The organism is Massiliimalia timonensis (genome assembly GCF_900186585.1).
GTDB lineage: Bacteria > Bacillota > Clostridia > Oscillospirales > Ruminococcaceae > Massiliimalia > Massiliimalia timonensis.
On record NZ_FYDD01000004.1, the window covers coordinates 1,071,257 to 1,089,196 of the forward strand.

A 17,940-nucleotide genomic window follows, 5' to 3' on the forward strand; every position below is an offset into this window, starting at 1 on the left:
ATGATTTCCTTTCAAAATAGATATTTTTTTGGACGCCCCTTTGGACATCCGTATGTTAGCTGTTATCAGAAGATGGTTGTCCATTTGGACTGCCATCCGATGAGCCGGATTCATTTTTGTGAGCTTCCAGCGCCAAACGCACCCGATCGGATCCCAGCTTGTAATAGGCGTCGGTGACTTCGATCCCCACCGCTTCATATCCCTCCAGCCGGGAAGCAAGGACAGTGGTTCCGGCTCCGCAGAAGGGATCGAGGATTCTCCCGCCCGGCACACAGATTTGCACCAGATCCCGCATGAGCTGCAGGGGCTTTTCTGTAATATGAATACGGTTTTGAGGATTGGCATACCGGAACACACCGGGCAAACATCCAACCGGCCGGCTGATCGGCATAGGTCCGTTGGAACCCCATACGATGTATTCGCTCTGCTGGCGGAAGCGCCCTTTCTGCGGCCGGCTTGTCATCTTATCCCATACCGCGCAGCCGCGCCAGATCCAGCCCGCCCACTGCAGAGCATCGGTGATAGAAGGGTACTGCCGCCAGTCAATGAACAGACAAACCGGCGCTCCCGGTTTGCAGGCTTTTTTGACGTCAGAAAGCCATTCGGTCATCCATCTGGTCCAGCTGCGCTGATCCTTCTGATCTCCGTCAAAATCGGGCAGGGCGTTTTCCTTGTCCATGCTGCTGTATTTTTGATTGGTGGTACGGTTTTTCTCGGATGGCTTCCACCCTCCCGAAGCGTAGGGCGGATCGGTAATGACCGCATCGAACACTCCCGGTTTGAATGCCCGGATCAGCTTCAAGGTATCTCCGTGCAGAATGGTCCAGCCATCCCCGCCGCTGGGTTCTGCGGATAACATGTTTGGTTTTACAATGTGAGTCAGTTCTTTTGTTTTATTCAGAGGCATCATCCTTTCTTTTATCGCTCCGGATCAGAGCGTTTTTTCTGTTTTGGTAAAGTCTTTTCGGACAATTCCGTTTCCACATATTCGCTGACAATGTTCAGCGCTTTGTAATAATCCCCGGACTGATAAACACGGTCACACATCTCCTTTGCCTGATCCGGCTGTCCGTTTTCTTTCAAAAGCCGGGAGGCTCTGCCGAGGATAGCGAAGATATTCCCGTCCTGTCCGATCAGTCTCATTTTCGGTCGTTGTTTTTCCATCAGATCACCTTTCCTGCTGCCGGGCAGCCTTCCTTTCATATCTTTCCTTTGTCAGATCGGCATAATCATACCCTTCTTTTGCGGGGAGATTTCTTACCGTCCGGTACTTGTCCTGATAGACGCTCTCAATATGTCCGGCCGCCCATCTTCCTGCAAAATCGTTGTTGGTGCAGATCTCGATTTCTTCGATTTCGGGGTGACGGGAGAGAAAAGCGTCCAAAGCAACCGGGTTCTTTGTATTGCGGTTTGCCTGCTTTCCTTCTTCGGGGGCATAAATTCCGCCGAGAGACAGCCGCCATTTATCTGTTTTACCTTCCAGTGTCAAATGCGCGAGCGGTTCGATCGCCGCCTCATATACAGCGAGCTTTTTGGATGCGCCCTTAGGCGGGAGACAAAAACAAAACCTCTTGTCGCTGCCGGACACCTCTGCTTTGAAAGGTTTCCCCTGTGTATATGTACCGCGGAGAAAGGCATACCGGGCAGCGCCGGTTTCATCTTTCCCGACAAACACAGCGTTGTGGTAGTCAGCGCTTTCATAGAGGATCCCTGCCCGGATGCAGGCTTCGATGACTCTGCGGTCAATACCGCGTTTGAGAAGATAAGCGAAGACCCGGCGGTTATCCTGCGCCGCTTTCGGAAGGACAAACTCCTTTTTCTTTTGCTTCAGTACAGTGACCGGAGGGATATATACCGGGGCTTCATGACACAGGATCATTACCGCTTCTGTAAATGGCAATCCTTCCACACGAACTAAAAAATCAAGCGCTGACTTGCCGCCTGCATCCCGGCTTTTCCAATGGAATTTGGAGGAAATTTCGTTGATCTTAAAGCTGTCATGATCGGTCAGCTGCCATTCTGTTTTAGAATACGGGCAGGGAACCAGTCTTGTCTTTTCATACTTTCTTAAATACTCGATCGCAGTCATCTGTCTGGCGGCGGCGATCTGTTCTTTCGTTACCTGAGGCACATCCGCACACTCCTTTCCGTTAGATCACCGTATCCCGGAGAAGCTTTGCCCGGTCGGTGCGTTCCCACGGAAATTCCGGTCTGCCGAAATGCCCGTAGGCGGCAGTGTCAGCATATCTCGGCGTGAGCAGATCCAAACCTGCGATCATCTCAGCCGGCGTTAATCCGAACACCAGTTTTACCGCTTCTGCCAGGCAGTCGTCTGCGCAGACCGTTCCGGTACCAAAGGTATCCACCTGTACCATCACCGGTTCTGCTACCCCGATGGCATAGGCCAAGGTCACCTGACACCGTTTGCACAACCCTGCCGCCACAAGGTTTTTGGCAATGTACCGCGCCATGTATGCGCCCGAACGGTCGACCTTGGTGGGGTCTTTTCCGGAGAAAGCGCCCCCGCCGTGGGGCGCGAACACACCGTAACTGTCCACCATGAGTTTTCGTCCGGTCAGACCGGTATCGGCATACGGTCCGCCTGACACAAACCTTCCGGCCGGATTGATGAGGATTTTTGTATCCTCATCCGGCGGCAGGATCTGCAAAGCAGGGGTAATCACCTTATCTGTCAGTTCAAAGCTAAGTTCGTCCGCCGGAATCTTAGGACTGTGCTGGGCAGAAAGCACAACGGTGTCCAGTCTCAACGGTTTCCCGTCCTCCATATATTCCACAGTGACCTGCGCTTTCCCATCCGGACGCAGAGCGGGGAGCTTACCCGATTTTCTGACAGCGGTGAGTGTTTTCGTCAGACGATGTGCCAGCACGACGGGCAGCGGGAGCATTTCAGGAGTTTCGTCACAAGCGTATCCCACCATCACCCCCTGATCTCCGGCTCCCAGCCGCAGGGACATTCCTTCTTTTTTCACTCCACGGCGCTGTTCTAACGAACAGTCCACCCCTGCGGCAATGTCCGGGCTCTGCTTATGAATGTGACACTGGATGGTAAAATGAGCCGGATCATAGCCTACTCCCCTGAGAGCCGAACGGACAATCGAAGGGATAGAAGGTTCATAGAGGCTGGTGATCTCCCCGGCAACAATGATCTGCCCCCGGGCAGCCATCACTTCGCAGGCTACACGCGAAAGGGCATCATGAGAAAGGCATTCATCCAGCACGCTGTCGGCGATAAGATCGCACAGCTTATCCGGATGTCCTTCCGTAACTGATTCGGCGGTATATATTTTTGTCATAGTACTCCTCCTTTACCGTTCATAATCGGCGGGTTTTTTGGACTTTTGGGAAGTTGCCGGCTTTGTGCGGATGCATACGATCCCTTCCTGCGCAGGAAGAAATTGTTCCGGACTCAGAAACATCTGCTGATATTTCCGCATTTGTTCCTCGGTCAGACCGCAGAAGTTTTCTCCCTCAATACCGCAGATAAAAAAGGTTCCTGCGATCACATCGTAATCGCCCAGCACACGGTTGAGCGGCAGTCCCATCATTTTCCCTTCGTCATTGCAGACCAGTGCGACCGGTTCCTCCCACGGATAAATCGCTTGAATGAGACCGCCTACTATCCGCTGCATTTCATGAAGCTCATTTTTCAGTTCAAAAGGGCGCGCTTCTTTGCCCGGTTCTACAAGCAATACTTTCATCTATTTCACCTCCAGTGAAAACGGTTTGAGACTTGTTTCGATTTCCTGATAGTTTGCAAACTGTACCGTACACCCCAGCAGATAGGACACCGCTTCTTCCCATTCTTTTAAGGGGTATTGCTCTTTGTTTGGCAGCCGGTACAGATCTCCGAGTGCCGCCCATTTAAGTTCCGGTACAAGGCGCAGATTGGAGATCACGGTACGGTGTTGTTCGGTCAGTTTTTCCAGTAATCCTTTCTTCACTCAATTCCTCCGATCAAAAAACGATGGGCGGGACGTCCTTTAACGTCCCGCCCGATTGCGAGTGTATGTTTTTCTTTTATTCTATGGCTGACCAATAATCTTCTAAAATTGAACAGCCTCTTTAATTTGAGCCTTTCCTTTTTTGTCCAGCAGTTCTCCCTCCCATAGCTGCTTGAGCCAATTAAATACTTCTTGCTGATTTTCAATTATGTTTTCTATATTGCTATTTCCACTCGTTAATTAAAATTTCAATAGCTTTCCTTATTTGTTCTTTTACAGTTTCCGATATTATCTCGATTGATGTTAATTCCTGCATCCATTGAATAAGTTCTTTCTGTTCATTCGGAAGAACAACGAAACGGTTTTCCTTAAAATACATTAGTTCATATTCTGAAAGACGACAAGCCTGACTGACTTCCTCCGGCGTGACGATAGCACCAAGGCAGTCTTCTTCGATCAAGCCGGCAATTATTTTGCTTCTTTGCAAACTTTTCTCATCACCGTCTTTTAGCTGCGCGAGAGCAATACATTTGAGCATACTCATCTTTTCTTGTGCATTCATGATATGATTCATCCTTTCTGTATATTGTGTTACCCAGTTGGGGTAGTTACAACATATCAAAAAAAGACTCTGCATAGGATAAGATAGTTTTGAGATTGTTTGGAGACATTGAAAACTTTTGGCGGCTATTTTCTATTCTGGTTTTTCTTCCGATTTCGTTTCTCTTTGATGAGCAGTAATACCAGGCTGGTTCCTGCAGTTAATACAGCAATCCCTGACATGATGATAACGGAAAGAGAATGATCACCCGTTTTCGGCAGTTCGATTTTGGGAATGAGCCTGTTATGCATCCGAACGGTGATCTCCTTGTCCGGGACAATCGTGACCGTTTGCTCATCCGGCAGGATATATTGATCAGTGTCTTTCCCGGTCTGTTCCGATACGGTGTATTCGCCCGGACGGAGAGTAACACGGATCTCTCCGTTTTCATCTGTGGCAAATGTTTGATCATACACTCTGCCCGTAAAATCAGTTCCTGTGATCTGAAAGGTCCGTCCTTCGATCTTTCCGTCCTCAGCGGTCTTGACGATCTTCAAAGATCCGGTCCTCGCCCTGTTTGAAAACTGAGCGTCGTCCCGATTTGACACTGTAACGGTTTGATTGTCCTCTTTGATCTCAAAGTAATAGCAGTGATCATCCGGCAGGAAAAATTCAGGCGCCTGTTTTTCATGCAAAAAGAATCCGCCATACCGTAAACCGTCCAGCTGATAGATCCCGGGCTGGGTTTCGGTGAGTTCGCCGACTAATTTGTCAGCCTTTTCATCGAATTGTCGGTTTTGATCCACATCCGCATAAACTTCAAATACCGCGCCGGACAGCTTATGATCCGGATATTCTTCATCAACCTTTACGACCCGGACGGACCCGGTCAGGAATCTGTTTTCAATTTCTATCCTGATGATCTCTTTGTCCTGAGAAACAGTAACAGGGTAATTGGCGGTATTCAGCACAAAGGCAGGTGCCGGTTTTAATTCCCGCACGATCCATTCCCCATAGGGAACATCCTCAAAGAGGAACACCCCGATCGGATTCGACTGAGCTGTCATCAGTGCAGTTTTTTCTGTAACTTCGGTTTCATCAGGTGCAAACAAACCGAATATCGCTCCGGCAATCGGGAATCCGTCCTCATCGATCTTTTTCCCCTCGATCGTTCCGCGGATCAGTTCGTTTTCTATTGCCTCTCCGTTATTGACAATCACTTTTACCTTTGCAGTATCCTGTCCGGCATAATCAAAGGAAATAGGATATTTCTGGTTACTGAGAAGATAATGTTCATCCGCAGAATATTCCTTTACATATACCGAGGATTCGACAGGAAGATCGGTTATAAAGACAGCGCTGCCATCCTGATTGCAGGAAACGATCTCTAAAAGGGAATCTTTCGGGATGACTTTTCCGTCTGCTGCTTTCATTTCTTCTGCTGCATACAGTCCGAACTGAACAGATAACAGTTCACCGTTCATACCGATTCCGAACTGTTCCTCCTGTTCTAATTGCTTTTTCAGACTGATCTCGATTTTCTGACGTTCATTTTGGAAGGATATCGCTGTTTGCGTGATCTCAACCTCCTGTCCGGCATAGGTGAGAGTCACAGATTGAGGGATAGGATTCAGCACCATTCCGGGAGGCGCTTCGGTTTCTATCACCTTGAATGTCCCCAGATACATCGGTTTACTCCGGGCTTTCCCATCCTCTCCGGTCACTAAGGTATCCACGATCTCACCTTTTTTGTATCTTAATGTCCCGTCTAGGGTGTAGATATCTTCCTCGGCAATCACCTGATAGGCTGCTCCGGCTAATCCGGTCGTTTCATAGACCGGCCGGTAAATCCCGTCTGATTCGGTGACAGAGGAAAAGACTTCACCGGTTTTCGTAATGGTGATGATCCCTTTTTGCGGGGTGTTAAAAAGATCTATTGTAACTGTTTTTTGCGTTCCGTCAACGGTAAAGGGAATCGTCTCCTGATTCAGCACATATCCGTCACAGCTCTGCACTTCATGCAGCTCAAATGTTCCGCTGTGCAAAGGCTGAGGCAGCATGAGCTTTCCGGTACTGTCGGTATAGAAGGTATCCAAATCTGCGGGGGTGGGGTAATCGATGCGCTGGGTGATAAATTCTCCGGTACTGAGATCCTTGATTTTCACTCCGACTCCGGCGGCGGGAATCACTTTGCCGGTTTCTGCATCCTTTTTGACAATTTCGATCATCGATTCAAAAGCCGCGTTATTTAATAAATAGAAATAGGTCTTTTCATGTTCGTCGATCAGGACATCAAAATCAGGGATCTTCTCTGTACCTTCTAATCCCTTCGTCTGATGTACGGTATATGTGCCGGCAGGGAACAGTTTTGTCCGGGCAAATCCGTTTTCGTCACAGACAAGTGTATCTCTCTCGGTTTCCTTTGCGTTATCAAAGCTTCCGGCTGATTTTAAATACACTTGAAATTCAGCGCCCGGTTCGGGTGTTTCGATTCCTGTTTGCCCATCATCACTGTGTTTGATAATTGCTACTCTTCCTTTGATCACCTGTTCGGTCACATCCATGCTGATCTCGTTATATTCAATTTCATAAAGTTCAGGCTCTGCTCCTACATGGTAGATTTCTGGGTTCAGCAGGTATCCTTCACTTGATTCTAATTCACGGATTGACCAATCGGATCCGCAAGTGTAGTATTTGGTGGTAAATTTTCCTGACTCATCTGTGGTATACCTGTCGATGAGTTGCTCTCCCTGATACACACCATAAACAGCTCCCGCAAGGCTGGCGTCACCCTGTGCTGTGCCTGTTTCCTGATCTGTTTTGGTGACCGTCAAGCTCCATTTTTTCAGGACATTTTGGAAACTCTTTTGAGTGACTTTGTTCCATTCGACCAAAATGTTTTGTTTCTTGGGGAGAACGTACCGATCTTCGGTTTCCGCTTCTTCCAGCGCATACGGGGTATCGCCGCTGATCGGGATATCCTCAAACACAGCGATTCCGGAGGAATCCGTTACGGCGTATTCGTCCACTTTCAGTCCGCTTAAGGATGTGCCGGACAAACGGAATTTCATTCCCTCTGTCAGTCCGTCCTCTGAAGTTTTGGTAACCTTTAAACTGCCTTTTTTCAGGGTGTTGTGAAAGGTGACAGAGGCAGTCTGTCCCCCGATCACCGTGACCTGTTTTGATTCCTGCGGTTCATATTCTTTTGAGGATATTTCTGTTACGGTATATCTGCCGGGAGCAAGGTCGTTTACCTGTATTTCACCGTTACTTCCGGTCGTGACCGTTTGATCCGTGTTCTCCCCCTGGGTCCGGAAAGAGATTCCCGACACTTTTCCATCCTCTGAGGTCTTTTTGATTTTGACGGAACCGTCATCGATCTTCAGGTTCAAATATCCCTTGATGGGATCATTCACTGTTTGCCCGTAAGTTGCCACATTCTGCCGCTGATTGACATTTTCCTGACCGGTCGTTCCGTCCGTCCAAACGACAACGCCTCTGCGCTTGGAATTTTTTCGTTGGGCGGTCACCTTAATATTCTGACCGGACGGATCTTTGACCTTGATCACCAGGTTATTTCCGCTGACAGAAAAAGTGACACCGGAGATATTGGCCGAAAAGCTGTATTCGGACAACATCTTATTGGCGTCCGGGATGGTGACTGTATATGCAGAACCTTCGTATGTAAGCTGATAGGTTTTTGCCGAAGAAGCCGAACGCGAAAACCCCGAGGGGAGTTTGACATGTTTTTTGACAGCATTCACTATCCGGTTGTAGTGTTCCAGGGTTTCACTGCGTAAGGGATAGTTTGAGGGGATCAGGTCTAAGACATTGTCCTTTCCGTAATCGCCGCCGTCCACCTTATTAAATTGTTCGTCCCGTTCTCCGACAATGATCTCCCAGATGATCAGCTGAGTTGCTTTCATTTCGGCAATACGGTCAGCTCCTGAGTTGGTACTGGTCCAGGACGGAGATACGTTTCCCACATATCCGTAATGCATCACTCTGCCGATGAACAGCTTGATTAGTTCCGGACTGATGGTTTGATTGAATTTACCCGGATAACTGTCCCAATAGGTTTCATCCTTTTGGGTCAGTTTATCAAAAGTCCAGCTTCCGATCCCCGGTTCGATACAGTATGCCGCCTGTCCTTCATAGCTTCCCAGGGCTTTGAGATTATCCTTGCTTGAGCTCTCCATCCCCCAGCCATTCATCAGTTTTACTGCGGGATGTCCCCACCCGGTCTTATTGGTTTCATTCGCTCTGGGCAGGTCAATGACATACAGTTCCTCTGTCGCTGCTGCCCGGACTGCTGTCATCACCAGCGGGGAAATGATCCCGATACAAAACAGCAGGGTCAGCAGTACAAAAATCAGTTTCTTTCTTTAATCGTTCCATTTCCTTTCTGCCTTTCTTTCAAAAATCTTATGGATAAAACAAAAAATCCCCGCAGCCTGATTTTTTTCAGACTGCGGGGAAATCATCGGTCCTCCCGTCTTTTAACGAAGACCTTTTGCTTCTCCGGGAGTTTTTTTCGGGTGCGTCTGACCGCTTCCAGCGCCGGGAATGTCTGCAGACCGTTTTGTCTGCAGCCTGCCAGGATCGAATACAGATAGCTTTGGGAAGGCAGGGCTGGCTCGTCCCGGTACGGTACGTTCATGGTATACACCATACCGATATATTCCTTTCCGTTCCTACCGGTAACAGTCACTGTTTCCTTTTTATAGAGATACGGAAACCCCTCATAATGATCCAGATGGCGTTCATCCTGTTCGGTAATGCTCCAGAGTACACCGTCCACATAACTGCCTTCTTCCGGCTGAATGGTTGCGACGCCGCAGCCGCCTCCGTTAGTACAAAAATCCAGACGGTATCCCTCAAGCCGGACGGTTTCCAAAACCTCCGCTTCGGGACACCGGAATGCCATCTGGTTTCGGTTCATATTGCTTCCGTATGCAAAATACTGAATCCTTTTCACAGCGTATTCCTCCTTTCTTTATTCGGTTATCGTTCCTGATCCCGGCGGTTCTGCAGGCTGGGGTATTGGGATCTATCATACCGCCAAGCGCGGTCGCCGGGAAGATTTTTGAGTAAATGTTCTCTCACATTTTTGTATTCCGGTCCGATGAGTCCGAGGCGCAGCAGGAAGGTGCGGAAGGTAAAGGCGGGGTTTTCGCTGATCTGAGTTTTTCTCATCACCGTCCGTTTCTGGTTGACCGCCTGCGCGGAGACCGCCAATGCCAGCGTAATATTTGCCCGCACCTTTCCCGCGTGAAGGGTGCTTTCAAAACATCTCCATTCCAAAGTGCCCCGGTAAAAGACAGAATGCAGATTCAAAGCGTAATATCTTGTCCAGTGGTAATGCTCATCGCTTCCGTCCATACCGCCGTACCATTCCTGTTTTAACCGTTCCATTGAGGTATCCGACGGCAGCTTTCTGATCTTTTGAAGCATAGGCTCACGCACCTTCTTGCACCATCGTTCCACCCGGTCTTCATTGACATTCAATGCTTTAAACAGGATATCCTCTTTGGAATACATGATGGAAAGGGCATTTTTTAAGCTCTGCGGGGTATGGTTAGAAGCGTCTATATGAACATGCATTCCGCAGCTCTCGTTTACTGCCGCGCCGGCGTGGCGGAGCGCCCGGACGACCGTTTGCAGTTTCTCCATTTCGCTGTAACTGAGCTTAGGAGAATTCATCTCCACCTTGTAGATCCCCGAGCTGACCGGGACCTGCCGGCGTCCGTCCCGGCGGGTCGCGCGGATGCTTGAGTCATAGACAAACCGCCATTTTTTCCTGTCGCAGTCAAATACCTCCCACGGATCATAGGTAGAGGAGGACTGACAGTGAACAGCGGTAGTTCCGAACAGCGAGGCAACCGCTTGGGCTGCCTGATGTCTGGTGATCCCGGTCATTTCGATCTCACATCCGAAATACTGGTCTTTCAGATCAATCGGCGCCTGTCACCTCCCGGTGGACGGCGGCCAGCCTTTTTCCGATCGCCTCGATAACGGTCACGGTAACGCCGTTTTCCGCCTGCTTATACAGCTGCGCGTCCGACTGAAACGACACGATCCTGTCGATCCGCTCGTCTCTCCAGCCTTGCAGCCGCAGACATTCCCGAGGCGTCAGGCGCCGGATCCGTCCATGCTGCAGAACACCGTGCCGATCCTGCGCTGTCAGAGTAAACATGGGTTCTTCTTCAGATTTAATGCGCCGACCGTTCTGGCGTACATTTTCCCGGTCAGGCGTCAAAACTGCGCAGGCTTCTAAAGTTCCTTGGTCGCTGTTTGTGGTGAGGGTATGGGCGATTTTCCTGCCGACTCTGCCGCGGCGGGTATTCAGCCCGGCAAACGCCAAGCTGATACTGTCGCCGGGATACGCCGTTTTATATCCCTTTTTTGTATTTTCCTTGATCGGCAGACCCACTTCATACAATCCGGTTTTTCCCCCGAATCCGCCTGTCTGAGACGCAAGGGTACAGCTTATTCCTTCTGCGGAATAGACCCGTTCTCCCTGAGCTCCGGGAAGGATTTGCATAAGAGACGTTCCTGCTGTTTCGGTGAAAGGAAATATTTTTCCTCTGCATCGTTCATCAAGATATCCGATAAGGTACACCCTTTTTCTGGATTGGGGGACTCCGAAATCCTTGCTGTTAAGCACCTGCCATTCCAAACCATACCCCAGCCTGTCCAGCGTACCGAGGATGGACGCAAACGTCCTGCCCCCGTCATGATTAAGCAGTCCGGGAACATTTTCAAGCAGCAGATACGCAGGTCTTTTTGCCTCAGTCAGCCGGGCAATTTCAAAGAACAGGGTACCCCTTGGATCGGAAAATCCTCTGCGGTTTCCGGGAATCGAAAAAGACTGGCAGGGAAATCCTCCGCACAGAAGTTCAAAGTCGGGAATGTTGTTTGGGTCGGCTTTTCGGATATCTTCACAGAACCACTCTCCTTTTGTATCAAACAGAGTCCGGTAACTGCGGTCGGCGGATTTGTCGATCTCGCAGTGTCCGGCGCAGGTAAAATCTCCGGCAAGGCTGAGTCCCTCGCGAAACCCGCCGATGCCGGAGAACAGATCAATGTACCGTATGTTTTTCTTTATCACACCTTTCCTGGATTTCTCTGATATATTTATGATATGCGCAAGCGGCATTCCCCCTTTCATAAAGGATAAGGATATCTATATATATATGAAAACAGCCCGGGGTGAACTTCGGTTCATCTCCCGGGTTGCTGCTGACCTTTTTATTCGTTGGTATTTTCTTCTGTATCTTCCGTTTCTTCTGTCCTTGCCTCATATTCCGCCGCTCTGGCCGCTTCAAATTCTTCCTCAGCTTCTTCAAGCGCCTGTTCGATCAGTCCGATCACAAATTCCCGCTGTGTGAGCCTGCGGCGATAGGTTTTTTCATACCGTTCCAGATATTCTTTGATTTTTCCAAACAATTCCTCACTGACCTGAAATGCCAATGTCCGTCCTTTTTCCATAATTTTTTGCTCTCCTCTCTGATAATGTTCGTTGATGATCATCTCAATGAATTTACTCATCGTACTCTCTGTTTCCCTGATCTCTCCGCTGATCCTGTCGTGCAGCTGAAGCGGGATCTTACAGGTGATTCCTTTTGTTTCCATCCCGGTTCCTCCTTTCGGCCAACACAAGCATACTAAAACTCTGCCGGTAAAGCTATCACCAAAAGCGACAATGTTACGGTTTCAAAGCAGGCAAAACCAACAACCGCTATTCCTCTCCGGTCAGGGAGCTGAGAAAGGACATTATCTCTTTCGGGATCTGTTCTTCCTGCTGCGGTACGGTTTGGAAAGAAACATTTTTTAGTTCCTCTCTGATCACCTTCCGCAAGGTATTTTCCCAGCCCCTGTTTTGTTTCGATGCAAGGATTGCCCGGACCAAGAAGTCACCCTTTTCTCCTTCCGGCACAGACTGCAAAAATTCCCAGGCTCTGCGGTGCTCCTGTTTTTTCAGATTGGGACGGAAGGTAAAACCCGGGCGCTTCATCGTTTTTCCACACAGCCCGGCATCTGCCCCAAAATCCGTTCAAACCCTTTGGCGTTTACCTTGTCGTCCGAAAGGATCAAAAGCTGACACAGGCCATCCTGCTGGCGCACACTGCGTTTTATGACCGCAGCCCCTCCGCCCAGCATAATCACCGGGAGCGCTTTCAGGTCAAACCCTGATTCCATGACTGCGGACAGCAGTCGTTCGGTATAGATCCGTCCCTGCTTTTGTACGATTTTCTTTACCGTTTCGTCCATCTGACAGGGCTTTTCTTCCAGGATCCGTTCTATTTGAGCGTCAGTCACGGACAGTCCGGTATCCCGCCGGATCTGTTCTTTTATTTCATCGATACACTTGATCATTCCCAGCTCCAGGCTGCGGCAGGCAGCTGCATTGGGAACACCATGGTCCAGTCGCATCAGATCCACCGTCCAGCCGCCGATATCCATCAGCAGGACAGACGGTTCATTCCGGATGAGTTCGGGCTGGGTTACGATCGCGGAATATCCCTGCGGGAACAGTTTCACATCCTGAATAGTGATTTTATATGATATCCCCTCAAATTCAAAGGTGACCGGCTGGGAAGAACGCAGGAGATATTCCCGGAACGCTTTCTTCTCTCTGCCGAATCCGGTGAGAGGCAGTCCCGCCGCAACCGTCACAGCGCACTCTGTTTTTTCTCCCCGCTGTTTGATTTCCTTTGCAATCGCGGCAAGGGTCAGGAGGTAGTAGTTATCGTTCTCCATCTTGTTTTTTAAGACCGGCTGTCTGTCTGTTCCGCACACGAAATATTTCCCTCCGTACTTCAGGGTATTCTGCAGCGTATACGGCTCATAGGAATACTCGGACACACCGGCTGGGAAAGAAAAATGTGTTGTTTTGATGGCATAGTAGCCATGGTCGATTCCAATGTTCATAAGTTTTTTCCATCCTTTCGAGTTATTTGTTGAAAAGTGAGTGCTTAAAATCCAAAGAAAAGCTCTCTGGAAAAACTACGGTTTTGCAGAGCAAAATACAGATCCTGCTGTATGATCTGTAAGTGGTTTTTCAGAAAGATATATCATAAGATATTTCTTTTCCCAGCTAAGTAATTTTAACTTAGGGGGAGAGAGTGTGAGAGAGGGGGAAAACTCCCCGCCCTGAAAAATCGCAGAGAAAAACCGCCCCGGTCCTAAGACCGAAGCGGTTCTAAAAAAGGGCGCACTGATCCCTTGGATTTTGAGGGTTTACAAACCATCCCTTTTTGAGGACTGGTCAATCTATCTATGAAACTGCGGGAAATTTCTACACTTCCCACAGTGAAAAAAAGGGTAATAAACGCAAAAAAGCGGAGTTCTGAGCCTGAAAAATCAGGTCAAAACTCCGCCTTCGCTCTATTTTATTAAGGTCTTCTGCCTCGACATCCACGGTAAATCGATTTTTGAAAATTTACCCGAAAGCTGTGCAAACCCGCATGAATACTGAAAAAAATGGAGTGACATCTATTTCGTCACTCCATCATGGTGCGGCAAACGGGACTTGAACCCGTACGTCAAAGACACACGCCCCTCAAACGTGCCTGTCTGCCTATTCCAGCACTGCCGCATAATTTAAAGTGCTTTAATATTATAGCAATCGAAATAAATTTTGTCAAGGGATTCCTGGGAAAAAGTTGTGTTTCCTGTAGGAATTCCACGGAATTTAAACAGAAGAAAAACTAAGAATGTTCAAAAAGTAAATCTTGTCAAAAATTCTTGTTATTTGTTGGGGGATTATGGTATAATAATCTTGATATTTTATAGTATTTTGCTAAAAAGCAGCGGAATATTTGATTAAGGAAGACTGTTTTTTATCATGCTAAAGATAAGAGGTTTACTGAAATGAGAGGCAAACTGATCGTACTAGACGGATTGGACGGTTCTGGAAAATCTACACAGGCACAGCTTTTGGCAGACCAGCTGCGCCATGAGGGAAACCGGGTGGAGCTGTTGTCCTATCCTGATTATAGTCAGCCCTCCTCGGCCTTGGTAAAGTTATATTTAAACGGTGAACTTGCGGACAACGCTGATGATGTAAACGCCTATGCGGCTTCCAGCTTTTACGCAGTGGATCGGTATGCGAGTTATATGCAGTTTTGGAAGGATAAGCTGGAACAGGGGATCACAATGATCGCCAGCCGCTATGTCAGTTCTAACGCGATCCACCAAATGGGAAAGCTCCCCCGGGAGGAATGGGATGCCTTTTTGCAGTGGCTAGATGATTTTGAATATCAGAAATTAGGTCTTCCGCGGCCAGACCAAATTATTTTTTTGGATATGTCCCGAGCGGTTGCAGATCGGCTGATCATGTCTCGGTATCACGGAGATCAGACGAAAAAGGATCTGCATGAGCAGAATATGAATTATATGCAACGGTGCATGGAGTCGGCGCATTATGCCGCTTTGAAGCAGCACTGGGAATTAGTGCGCTGCTGTGACGGGAAGAATGCTTTTCCGATCGAACAGATCGCACAGGAAATTATGAAACGAGTAAAAGAGGTATTTTAACAGAATGGATATTCTTTTTAAGAAGCCAGAAATTGAAGATCAGCCGCTGATAGAACCATACTTTCATGCGGTGAAGGAGTTGGGCTGCGAAATGACCTTTTCCAGCCTGTTTTTGTGGTCGGGGCATTATCGGGTGCAGTTTGCTGTTGTAGATGATATGCTGGTGCTCCGGGCAGGAGAAGCCCCCGATTTTTCTTTCGCTTATCCGATCGGAACCCATGATCCCAAGCCGGTGATTGAAACGTTGCGCAATTATTGCAGAGAGCATGGTTTTGTGTTCCGCATGCATGGTCTTACAAATGATAAGCGTGCAGATCTGGAACAGGCGTTTCCCGGGGAATTTGAATTTGTTTCGGATCGGGACAGCGCAGATTATATTTACTTATCAGAGGACCTGATTTCTTTAAAAGGGAAAAAATATCACGGAAAACGCAACCATATTAACCGTTTTAAAGAAGAGAATAATTGGAGCTATGAACCGATCACCCGTGAAAATATGGATGAATGTGTGGAGCTGGCGCTGGAATGGTGCCGCCAGAATGGCTGTGCAGATGACGGAAGATTGGCAGAGATCTGCGTGATCAAAAACTCTTTCCGCTATTTTGAACAGTTAAAATTAGTAGGCGGGATTTTACGTGTAGATGGCAAGGTAGTGGCTTTTACTATTGGTGAAGCTGTGAACGAAGATGTATTTGTTGTGCATATCGAGAAGGCATATGCTGAGATCAACGGGGCGTATCCTGCGATCAATCAGGAATTTGTCAAACATGAGGCCAGCCAATACCGTTATATCAACCGGGAAGAGGACCTAGGGATGGAGGGTTTGCGGAAAGCAAAAATGTCTTACCGTCCAGTGATCCTGTTAGAGCGGTATCTTGTGACTGAAAAGGAATCATAAGAGGAAACGAAAGATGGAGTTCAGACAGGCAAAAGAAACGGACATATCAGGGATCCGCGATCTTTGGAAACGTTGTTTTGGAGATGAAGATGATTACCTGAACTTTTATATAAAAGAGGCATACCGGCCCAGCCGAACATGGCTTTGTGCAGATGGGACGCTTCCGATCTCGATGATGACCCTCTTGCCGGCCTGTGTAGAGGACGGGGAGAGTTACTATCAGGGAGGATATGTATATGCTGTAGCGACCCTCCCTGAATACCGGCATCAAGGGCTGATGTCGCAGCTCCATGAGCGGGTAGAAGAAGCTTGTAAAAAAGAGGGGTTCTCCTTTTTATCTTTGGTGCCGGCCGAACTTTCTTTATTTTCCATGTATCGGAAATTGGGATATGAGGTATGTGCGCAATTATACTATGACACGGTTTCCAAAAAGGATGGCAAACTGTTCTCCGCGAAAACATGCTTTGAACCAATCAGGCCGGAGCAGTTTTTAGATTACCGCCTTTCGTACCTGCGCCGGCAAGGGGCATTTTTACGGCTTCAGGACGACTGCTGGGAGTATACGGAAAAGGAACTTTCTGCGGCAGGATATTCCTATTTAGGGATAGAGAATAAGCTGGGAAAAGGTTATTTAGTCTATCATATCAATAAAATCGGGCATTTGCGGATCCGGGAGGCGGGAGTCCCTGAGGATTGCTTGCGTGCCGCGATTGGAGATATCTGCCGTTATTTTGAAGCGCCTGAATTTTTTATCAAGCTGCCTTGGGGAGGCTTTTCCGGAAAAGAAAACCGCCGCCCCTTTGCAATGATGAAAAAACTGAATGCTACTGTGCCCGGACAGGTTTATACAAATTTGATGCTGGACGACTAGCAGAAAGGATTTTGATATGATCTACTTGTTTTTAGCAAATGGATTTGAAGAAGTAGAGGCATTGACGCCTTTGGATTACCTGCGGCGTTGTGAGCTTCCGGTAAAAACGGTAGCGGTCGGCAACCGGCTGGTAACAGGATCCCATAAAATCACAGTGATGGCGGATCTTCTGATTTCAGAAGTCCGGCCGGAAGATGCACAAATGATCATTCTTCCTGGCGGGATGCCGGGAACGCTGAATCTGGAACAGTCTGCCAAAGTGCAGGAAATGATCGACTATTGTGCGGAGAACGGACGGTGGATCGCCGCTATCTGCGCCGCGCCGTCGATTTTAGGGCATAAAGGACTTCTCAATGGCAAACGGGCGACCTGCTATGTGGGATTTGAGGACCAGCTGGAGGGCGCGCAGTACACCGGCGCCCCGGTAGAAGCAGATGGGAATATCATCACCTCCCGCGGGGCTGGGACAGCGAACCAGTTTGCGTTCCGGCTGGTTGAAGCGTTGTGCGGGGCACAGCGTGCTGAAATATTAAAGGCAGGAATTTTATGGGAGTAGACATTCGGGAATACAAAAACAATCTTCGGAAAAAATACCGCGGTTGGCGGGAAGCCTTGTCCCCGGAGGAAAAACGGGAACGCGACGACCGTATCTTTCGGCGGGTGATTCGCTGTGAAGCGGTACAAAAGGCGGATACAGTGATCTGCTTTATTTCTACCCCGATCGAGGTGGACACTCACCGTCTGATCCATTATTGCTGGCGGCACGGAAAACAGGTAGCAGTGCCGAAATGCCTGGAACAGCGGGGGAGGATGGCGTTTTATTTGATCTCTTCCTGGGAAGATGTTGAAGTGGGAAAATTTTCTTTGCTGGAGCCTGCCCCGGAGCGCTGCCAAAAGCTGACTGATATGGAGCGTTCTGTTTGTATTGTCCCGGGATTCTCATTTGACCCGCAGGGATACCGTTTGGGATTTGGAAAAGGATATTATGACCGGTTTCTTTCCTCTTACAAAGGGATCAAGCTGGGAATTTGTTATAGCGCATGTGTGGCGCCAAAGCTGCCCAGAGGCAGGTTTGACGTGCCGGTCGACTTTTTGTTGACGGAAAAATATGTGAAAAAGATTTAAG

At 48.6% G+C, this 17,940-nt stretch carries 19 protein-coding genes and 1 tRNA gene; 5 read left to right on the forward strand and 15 right to left on the reverse strand.

What is annotated here, in order from left to right:
* Positions 1 to 55: 55 nt before the first annotated feature.
* The 15 genes from CIB36_RS12800 to CIB36_RS12865 form a co-directional block, all read right to left on the reverse strand.
* Positions 56 to 859: a DNA-methyltransferase gene (locus tag CIB36_RS12800; protein ID WP_229408268.1), complete on the reverse strand. Its 804-nt coding sequence runs from the start codon at positions 857 to 859 to the stop codon at positions 56 to 58.
* Positions 860 to 918: 59 nt separating this feature from the next.
* A complete protein-coding gene (locus CIB36_RS13450) occupies positions 919 to 1,164 on the reverse strand; it encodes a hypothetical protein (RefSeq protein ID WP_203226454.1) in 246 nt (81 codons plus the stop codon).
* 4 nt (positions 1,165 to 1,168) lie between these two features.
* On the reverse strand, positions 1,169 to 2,131 hold the full coding sequence (locus CIB36_RS12805; RefSeq protein ID WP_203226455.1) for a DUF3991 domain-containing protein: 963 nt from the start codon (positions 2,129 to 2,131) through the stop codon (positions 1,169 to 1,171).
* 19 nt (positions 2,132 to 2,150) lie between these two features.
* Positions 2,151 to 3,314, reverse strand: coding sequence for a methionine adenosyltransferase (gene metK, locus CIB36_RS12810; protein WP_093989908.1), 1,164 nt, complete (start codon positions 3,312 to 3,314; stop codon positions 2,151 to 2,153).
* A 12-nt stretch (positions 3,315 to 3,326) separates the two neighbouring features.
* Positions 3,327 to 3,719: a DUF3846 domain-containing protein gene (locus tag CIB36_RS12815; protein ID WP_093989909.1), complete on the reverse strand. Its 393-nt coding sequence runs from the start codon at positions 3,717 to 3,719 to the stop codon at positions 3,327 to 3,329.
* On the reverse strand, positions 3,720 to 3,962 hold the full coding sequence (locus CIB36_RS12820) for a hypothetical protein (RefSeq protein WP_093989910.1): 243 nt from the start codon (positions 3,960 to 3,962) through the stop codon (positions 3,720 to 3,722). It lies immediately after the preceding gene.
* Between the two features lie 223 nt (positions 3,963 to 4,185).
* Complete coding sequence (locus tag CIB36_RS12825; protein WP_093989911.1) at positions 4,186 to 4,524, reverse strand: hypothetical protein; 339 nt, start codon at positions 4,522 to 4,524, stop codon at positions 4,186 to 4,188.
* A 125-nt stretch (positions 4,525 to 4,649) separates the two neighbouring features.
* The gene (locus CIB36_RS12830; protein ID WP_093989912.1) at positions 4,650 to 8,822 is read right to left on the reverse strand and encodes a SpaA isopeptide-forming pilin-related protein; all 4,173 of its coding nucleotides are present in this window, start codon (positions 8,820 to 8,822) and stop codon (positions 4,650 to 4,652) included.
* A 161-nt stretch (positions 8,823 to 8,983) separates the two neighbouring features.
* On the reverse strand, positions 8,984 to 9,481 hold the full coding sequence (locus tag CIB36_RS12835) for a gamma-glutamylcyclotransferase family protein (RefSeq protein ID WP_093989913.1): 498 nt from the start codon (positions 9,479 to 9,481) through the stop codon (positions 8,984 to 8,986).
* A 26-nt stretch (positions 9,482 to 9,507) separates the two neighbouring features.
* The gene (locus CIB36_RS12840; RefSeq protein WP_093989914.1) at positions 9,508 to 10,461 is read right to left on the reverse strand and encodes an amidoligase family protein; all 954 of its coding nucleotides are present in this window, start codon (positions 10,459 to 10,461) and stop codon (positions 9,508 to 9,510) included.
* Complete coding sequence (gene dcm / locus CIB36_RS12845) at positions 10,457 to 11,614, reverse strand: DNA (cytosine-5-)-methyltransferase (RefSeq protein ID WP_229408256.1); 1,158 nt, start codon at positions 11,612 to 11,614, stop codon at positions 10,457 to 10,459. The genes CIB36_RS12840 and dcm overlap by 5 nt, the downstream gene beginning before the upstream one ends.
* Positions 11,615 to 11,754: 140 nt before the next feature.
* The gene (locus tag CIB36_RS12850; protein ID WP_203226456.1) at positions 11,755 to 12,138 is read right to left on the reverse strand and encodes a translation initiation factor 2; all 384 of its coding nucleotides are present in this window, start codon (positions 12,136 to 12,138) and stop codon (positions 11,755 to 11,757) included.
* 106 nt (positions 12,139 to 12,244) lie between these two features.
* A complete protein-coding gene (locus tag CIB36_RS12855; protein WP_093989916.1) occupies positions 12,245 to 12,520 on the reverse strand; it encodes a plasmid segregation centromere-binding protein ParR in 276 nt (91 codons plus the stop codon).
* A complete protein-coding gene (locus CIB36_RS12860) occupies positions 12,517 to 13,437 on the reverse strand; it encodes a ParM/StbA family protein (protein ID WP_093989917.1) in 921 nt (306 codons plus the stop codon). Before CIB36_RS12860 ends, CIB36_RS12855 begins: the two co-directional genes overlap by 4 nt.
* A gap of 583 nt (positions 13,438 to 14,020) precedes the next feature.
* Positions 14,021 to 14,104, reverse strand: a tRNA-Leu gene (locus CIB36_RS12865).
* A gap of 275 nt (positions 14,105 to 14,379) precedes the next feature.
* Here CIB36_RS12865 and CIB36_RS12870 point away from each other — a divergent pair.
* Genes CIB36_RS12870 through CIB36_RS12890 form a run of 5 tightly spaced genes read left to right on the forward strand, consistent with a single transcriptional unit; the run spans position 14,380 to position 17,939 of the window.
* The gene (locus tag CIB36_RS12870) at positions 14,380 to 15,045 is read left to right on the forward strand and encodes a dTMP kinase (protein WP_093989918.1); all 666 of its coding nucleotides are present in this window, start codon (positions 14,380 to 14,382) and stop codon (positions 15,043 to 15,045) included.
* 4 nt (positions 15,046 to 15,049) lie between these two features.
* Complete coding sequence (locus CIB36_RS12875) at positions 15,050 to 15,943, forward strand: DUF2156 domain-containing protein (RefSeq protein WP_093989919.1); 894 nt, start codon at positions 15,050 to 15,052, stop codon at positions 15,941 to 15,943.
* Positions 15,944 to 15,956: 13 nt separating this feature from the next.
* Complete coding sequence (locus CIB36_RS12880) at positions 15,957 to 16,814, forward strand: GNAT family N-acetyltransferase (protein WP_093989920.1); 858 nt, start codon at positions 15,957 to 15,959, stop codon at positions 16,812 to 16,814.
* 16 nt (positions 16,815 to 16,830) lie between these two features.
* On the forward strand, positions 16,831 to 17,370 hold the full coding sequence (locus tag CIB36_RS12885; protein WP_093989921.1) for a DJ-1 family glyoxalase III: 540 nt from the start codon (positions 16,831 to 16,833) through the stop codon (positions 17,368 to 17,370).
* The gene (locus CIB36_RS12890) at positions 17,361 to 17,939 is read left to right on the forward strand and encodes a 5-formyltetrahydrofolate cyclo-ligase (protein WP_093989922.1); all 579 of its coding nucleotides are present in this window, start codon (positions 17,361 to 17,363) and stop codon (positions 17,937 to 17,939) included. Before CIB36_RS12885 ends, CIB36_RS12890 begins: the two co-directional genes overlap by 10 nt.
* The last annotated feature ends 1 nt before the right edge of the window (position 17,940 follow it).

Excerpts from the sequence above, each read along its gene's own strand:
- CIB36_RS12800 (WP_229408268.1), bottom strand. The coding sequence starts at position 859 with ATGTTATCCGCAGAACCCAGCGGCGGGGATGGCTGGACCATTCTGCAC.
- CIB36_RS13450 (WP_203226454.1), bottom strand. The coding sequence starts at position 1,164 with ATGGAAAAACAACGACCGAAAATGAGACTGATCGGACAGGACGGGAAT.
- metK (WP_093989908.1), bottom strand. The coding sequence starts at position 3,314 with ATGACAAAAATATATACCGCCGAATCAGTTACGGAAGGACATCCGGAT.
- CIB36_RS12815 (WP_093989909.1), bottom strand. The coding sequence starts at position 3,719 with ATGAAAGTATTGCTTGTAGAACCGGGCAAAGAAGCGCGCCCTTTTGAA.
- CIB36_RS12825 (WP_093989911.1), bottom strand. The coding sequence starts at position 4,524 with ATGAATGCACAAGAAAAGATGAGTATGCTCAAATGTATTGCTCTCGCG.
- CIB36_RS12830 (WP_093989912.1), bottom strand. The coding sequence starts at position 8,822 with ATGACAGCAGTCCGGGCAGCAGCGACAGAGGAACTGTATGTCATTGAC.
- CIB36_RS12850 (WP_203226456.1), bottom strand. The coding sequence starts at position 12,138 with ATGGAAACAAAAGGAATCACCTGTAAGATCCCGCTTCAGCTGCACGAC.
- CIB36_RS12855 (WP_093989916.1), bottom strand. The coding sequence starts at position 12,520 with ATGAAGCGCCCGGGTTTTACCTTCCGTCCCAATCTGAAAAAACAGGAG.
- CIB36_RS12860 (WP_093989917.1), bottom strand. The coding sequence starts at position 13,437 with ATGAACATTGGAATCGACCATGGCTACTATGCCATCAAAACAACACAT.
- CIB36_RS12870 (WP_093989918.1), top strand. The coding sequence starts at position 14,380 with ATGAGAGGCAAACTGATCGTACTAGACGGATTGGACGGTTCTGGAAAA.
- CIB36_RS12875 (WP_093989919.1), top strand. The coding sequence starts at position 15,050 with ATGGATATTCTTTTTAAGAAGCCAGAAATTGAAGATCAGCCGCTGATA.
- CIB36_RS12880 (WP_093989920.1), top strand. The coding sequence starts at position 15,957 with ATGGAGTTCAGACAGGCAAAAGAAACGGACATATCAGGGATCCGCGAT.
- CIB36_RS12885 (WP_093989921.1), top strand. The coding sequence starts at position 16,831 with ATGATCTACTTGTTTTTAGCAAATGGATTTGAAGAAGTAGAGGCATTG.
- CIB36_RS12890 (WP_093989922.1), top strand. The coding sequence starts at position 17,361 with ATGGGAGTAGACATTCGGGAATACAAAAACAATCTTCGGAAAAAATAC.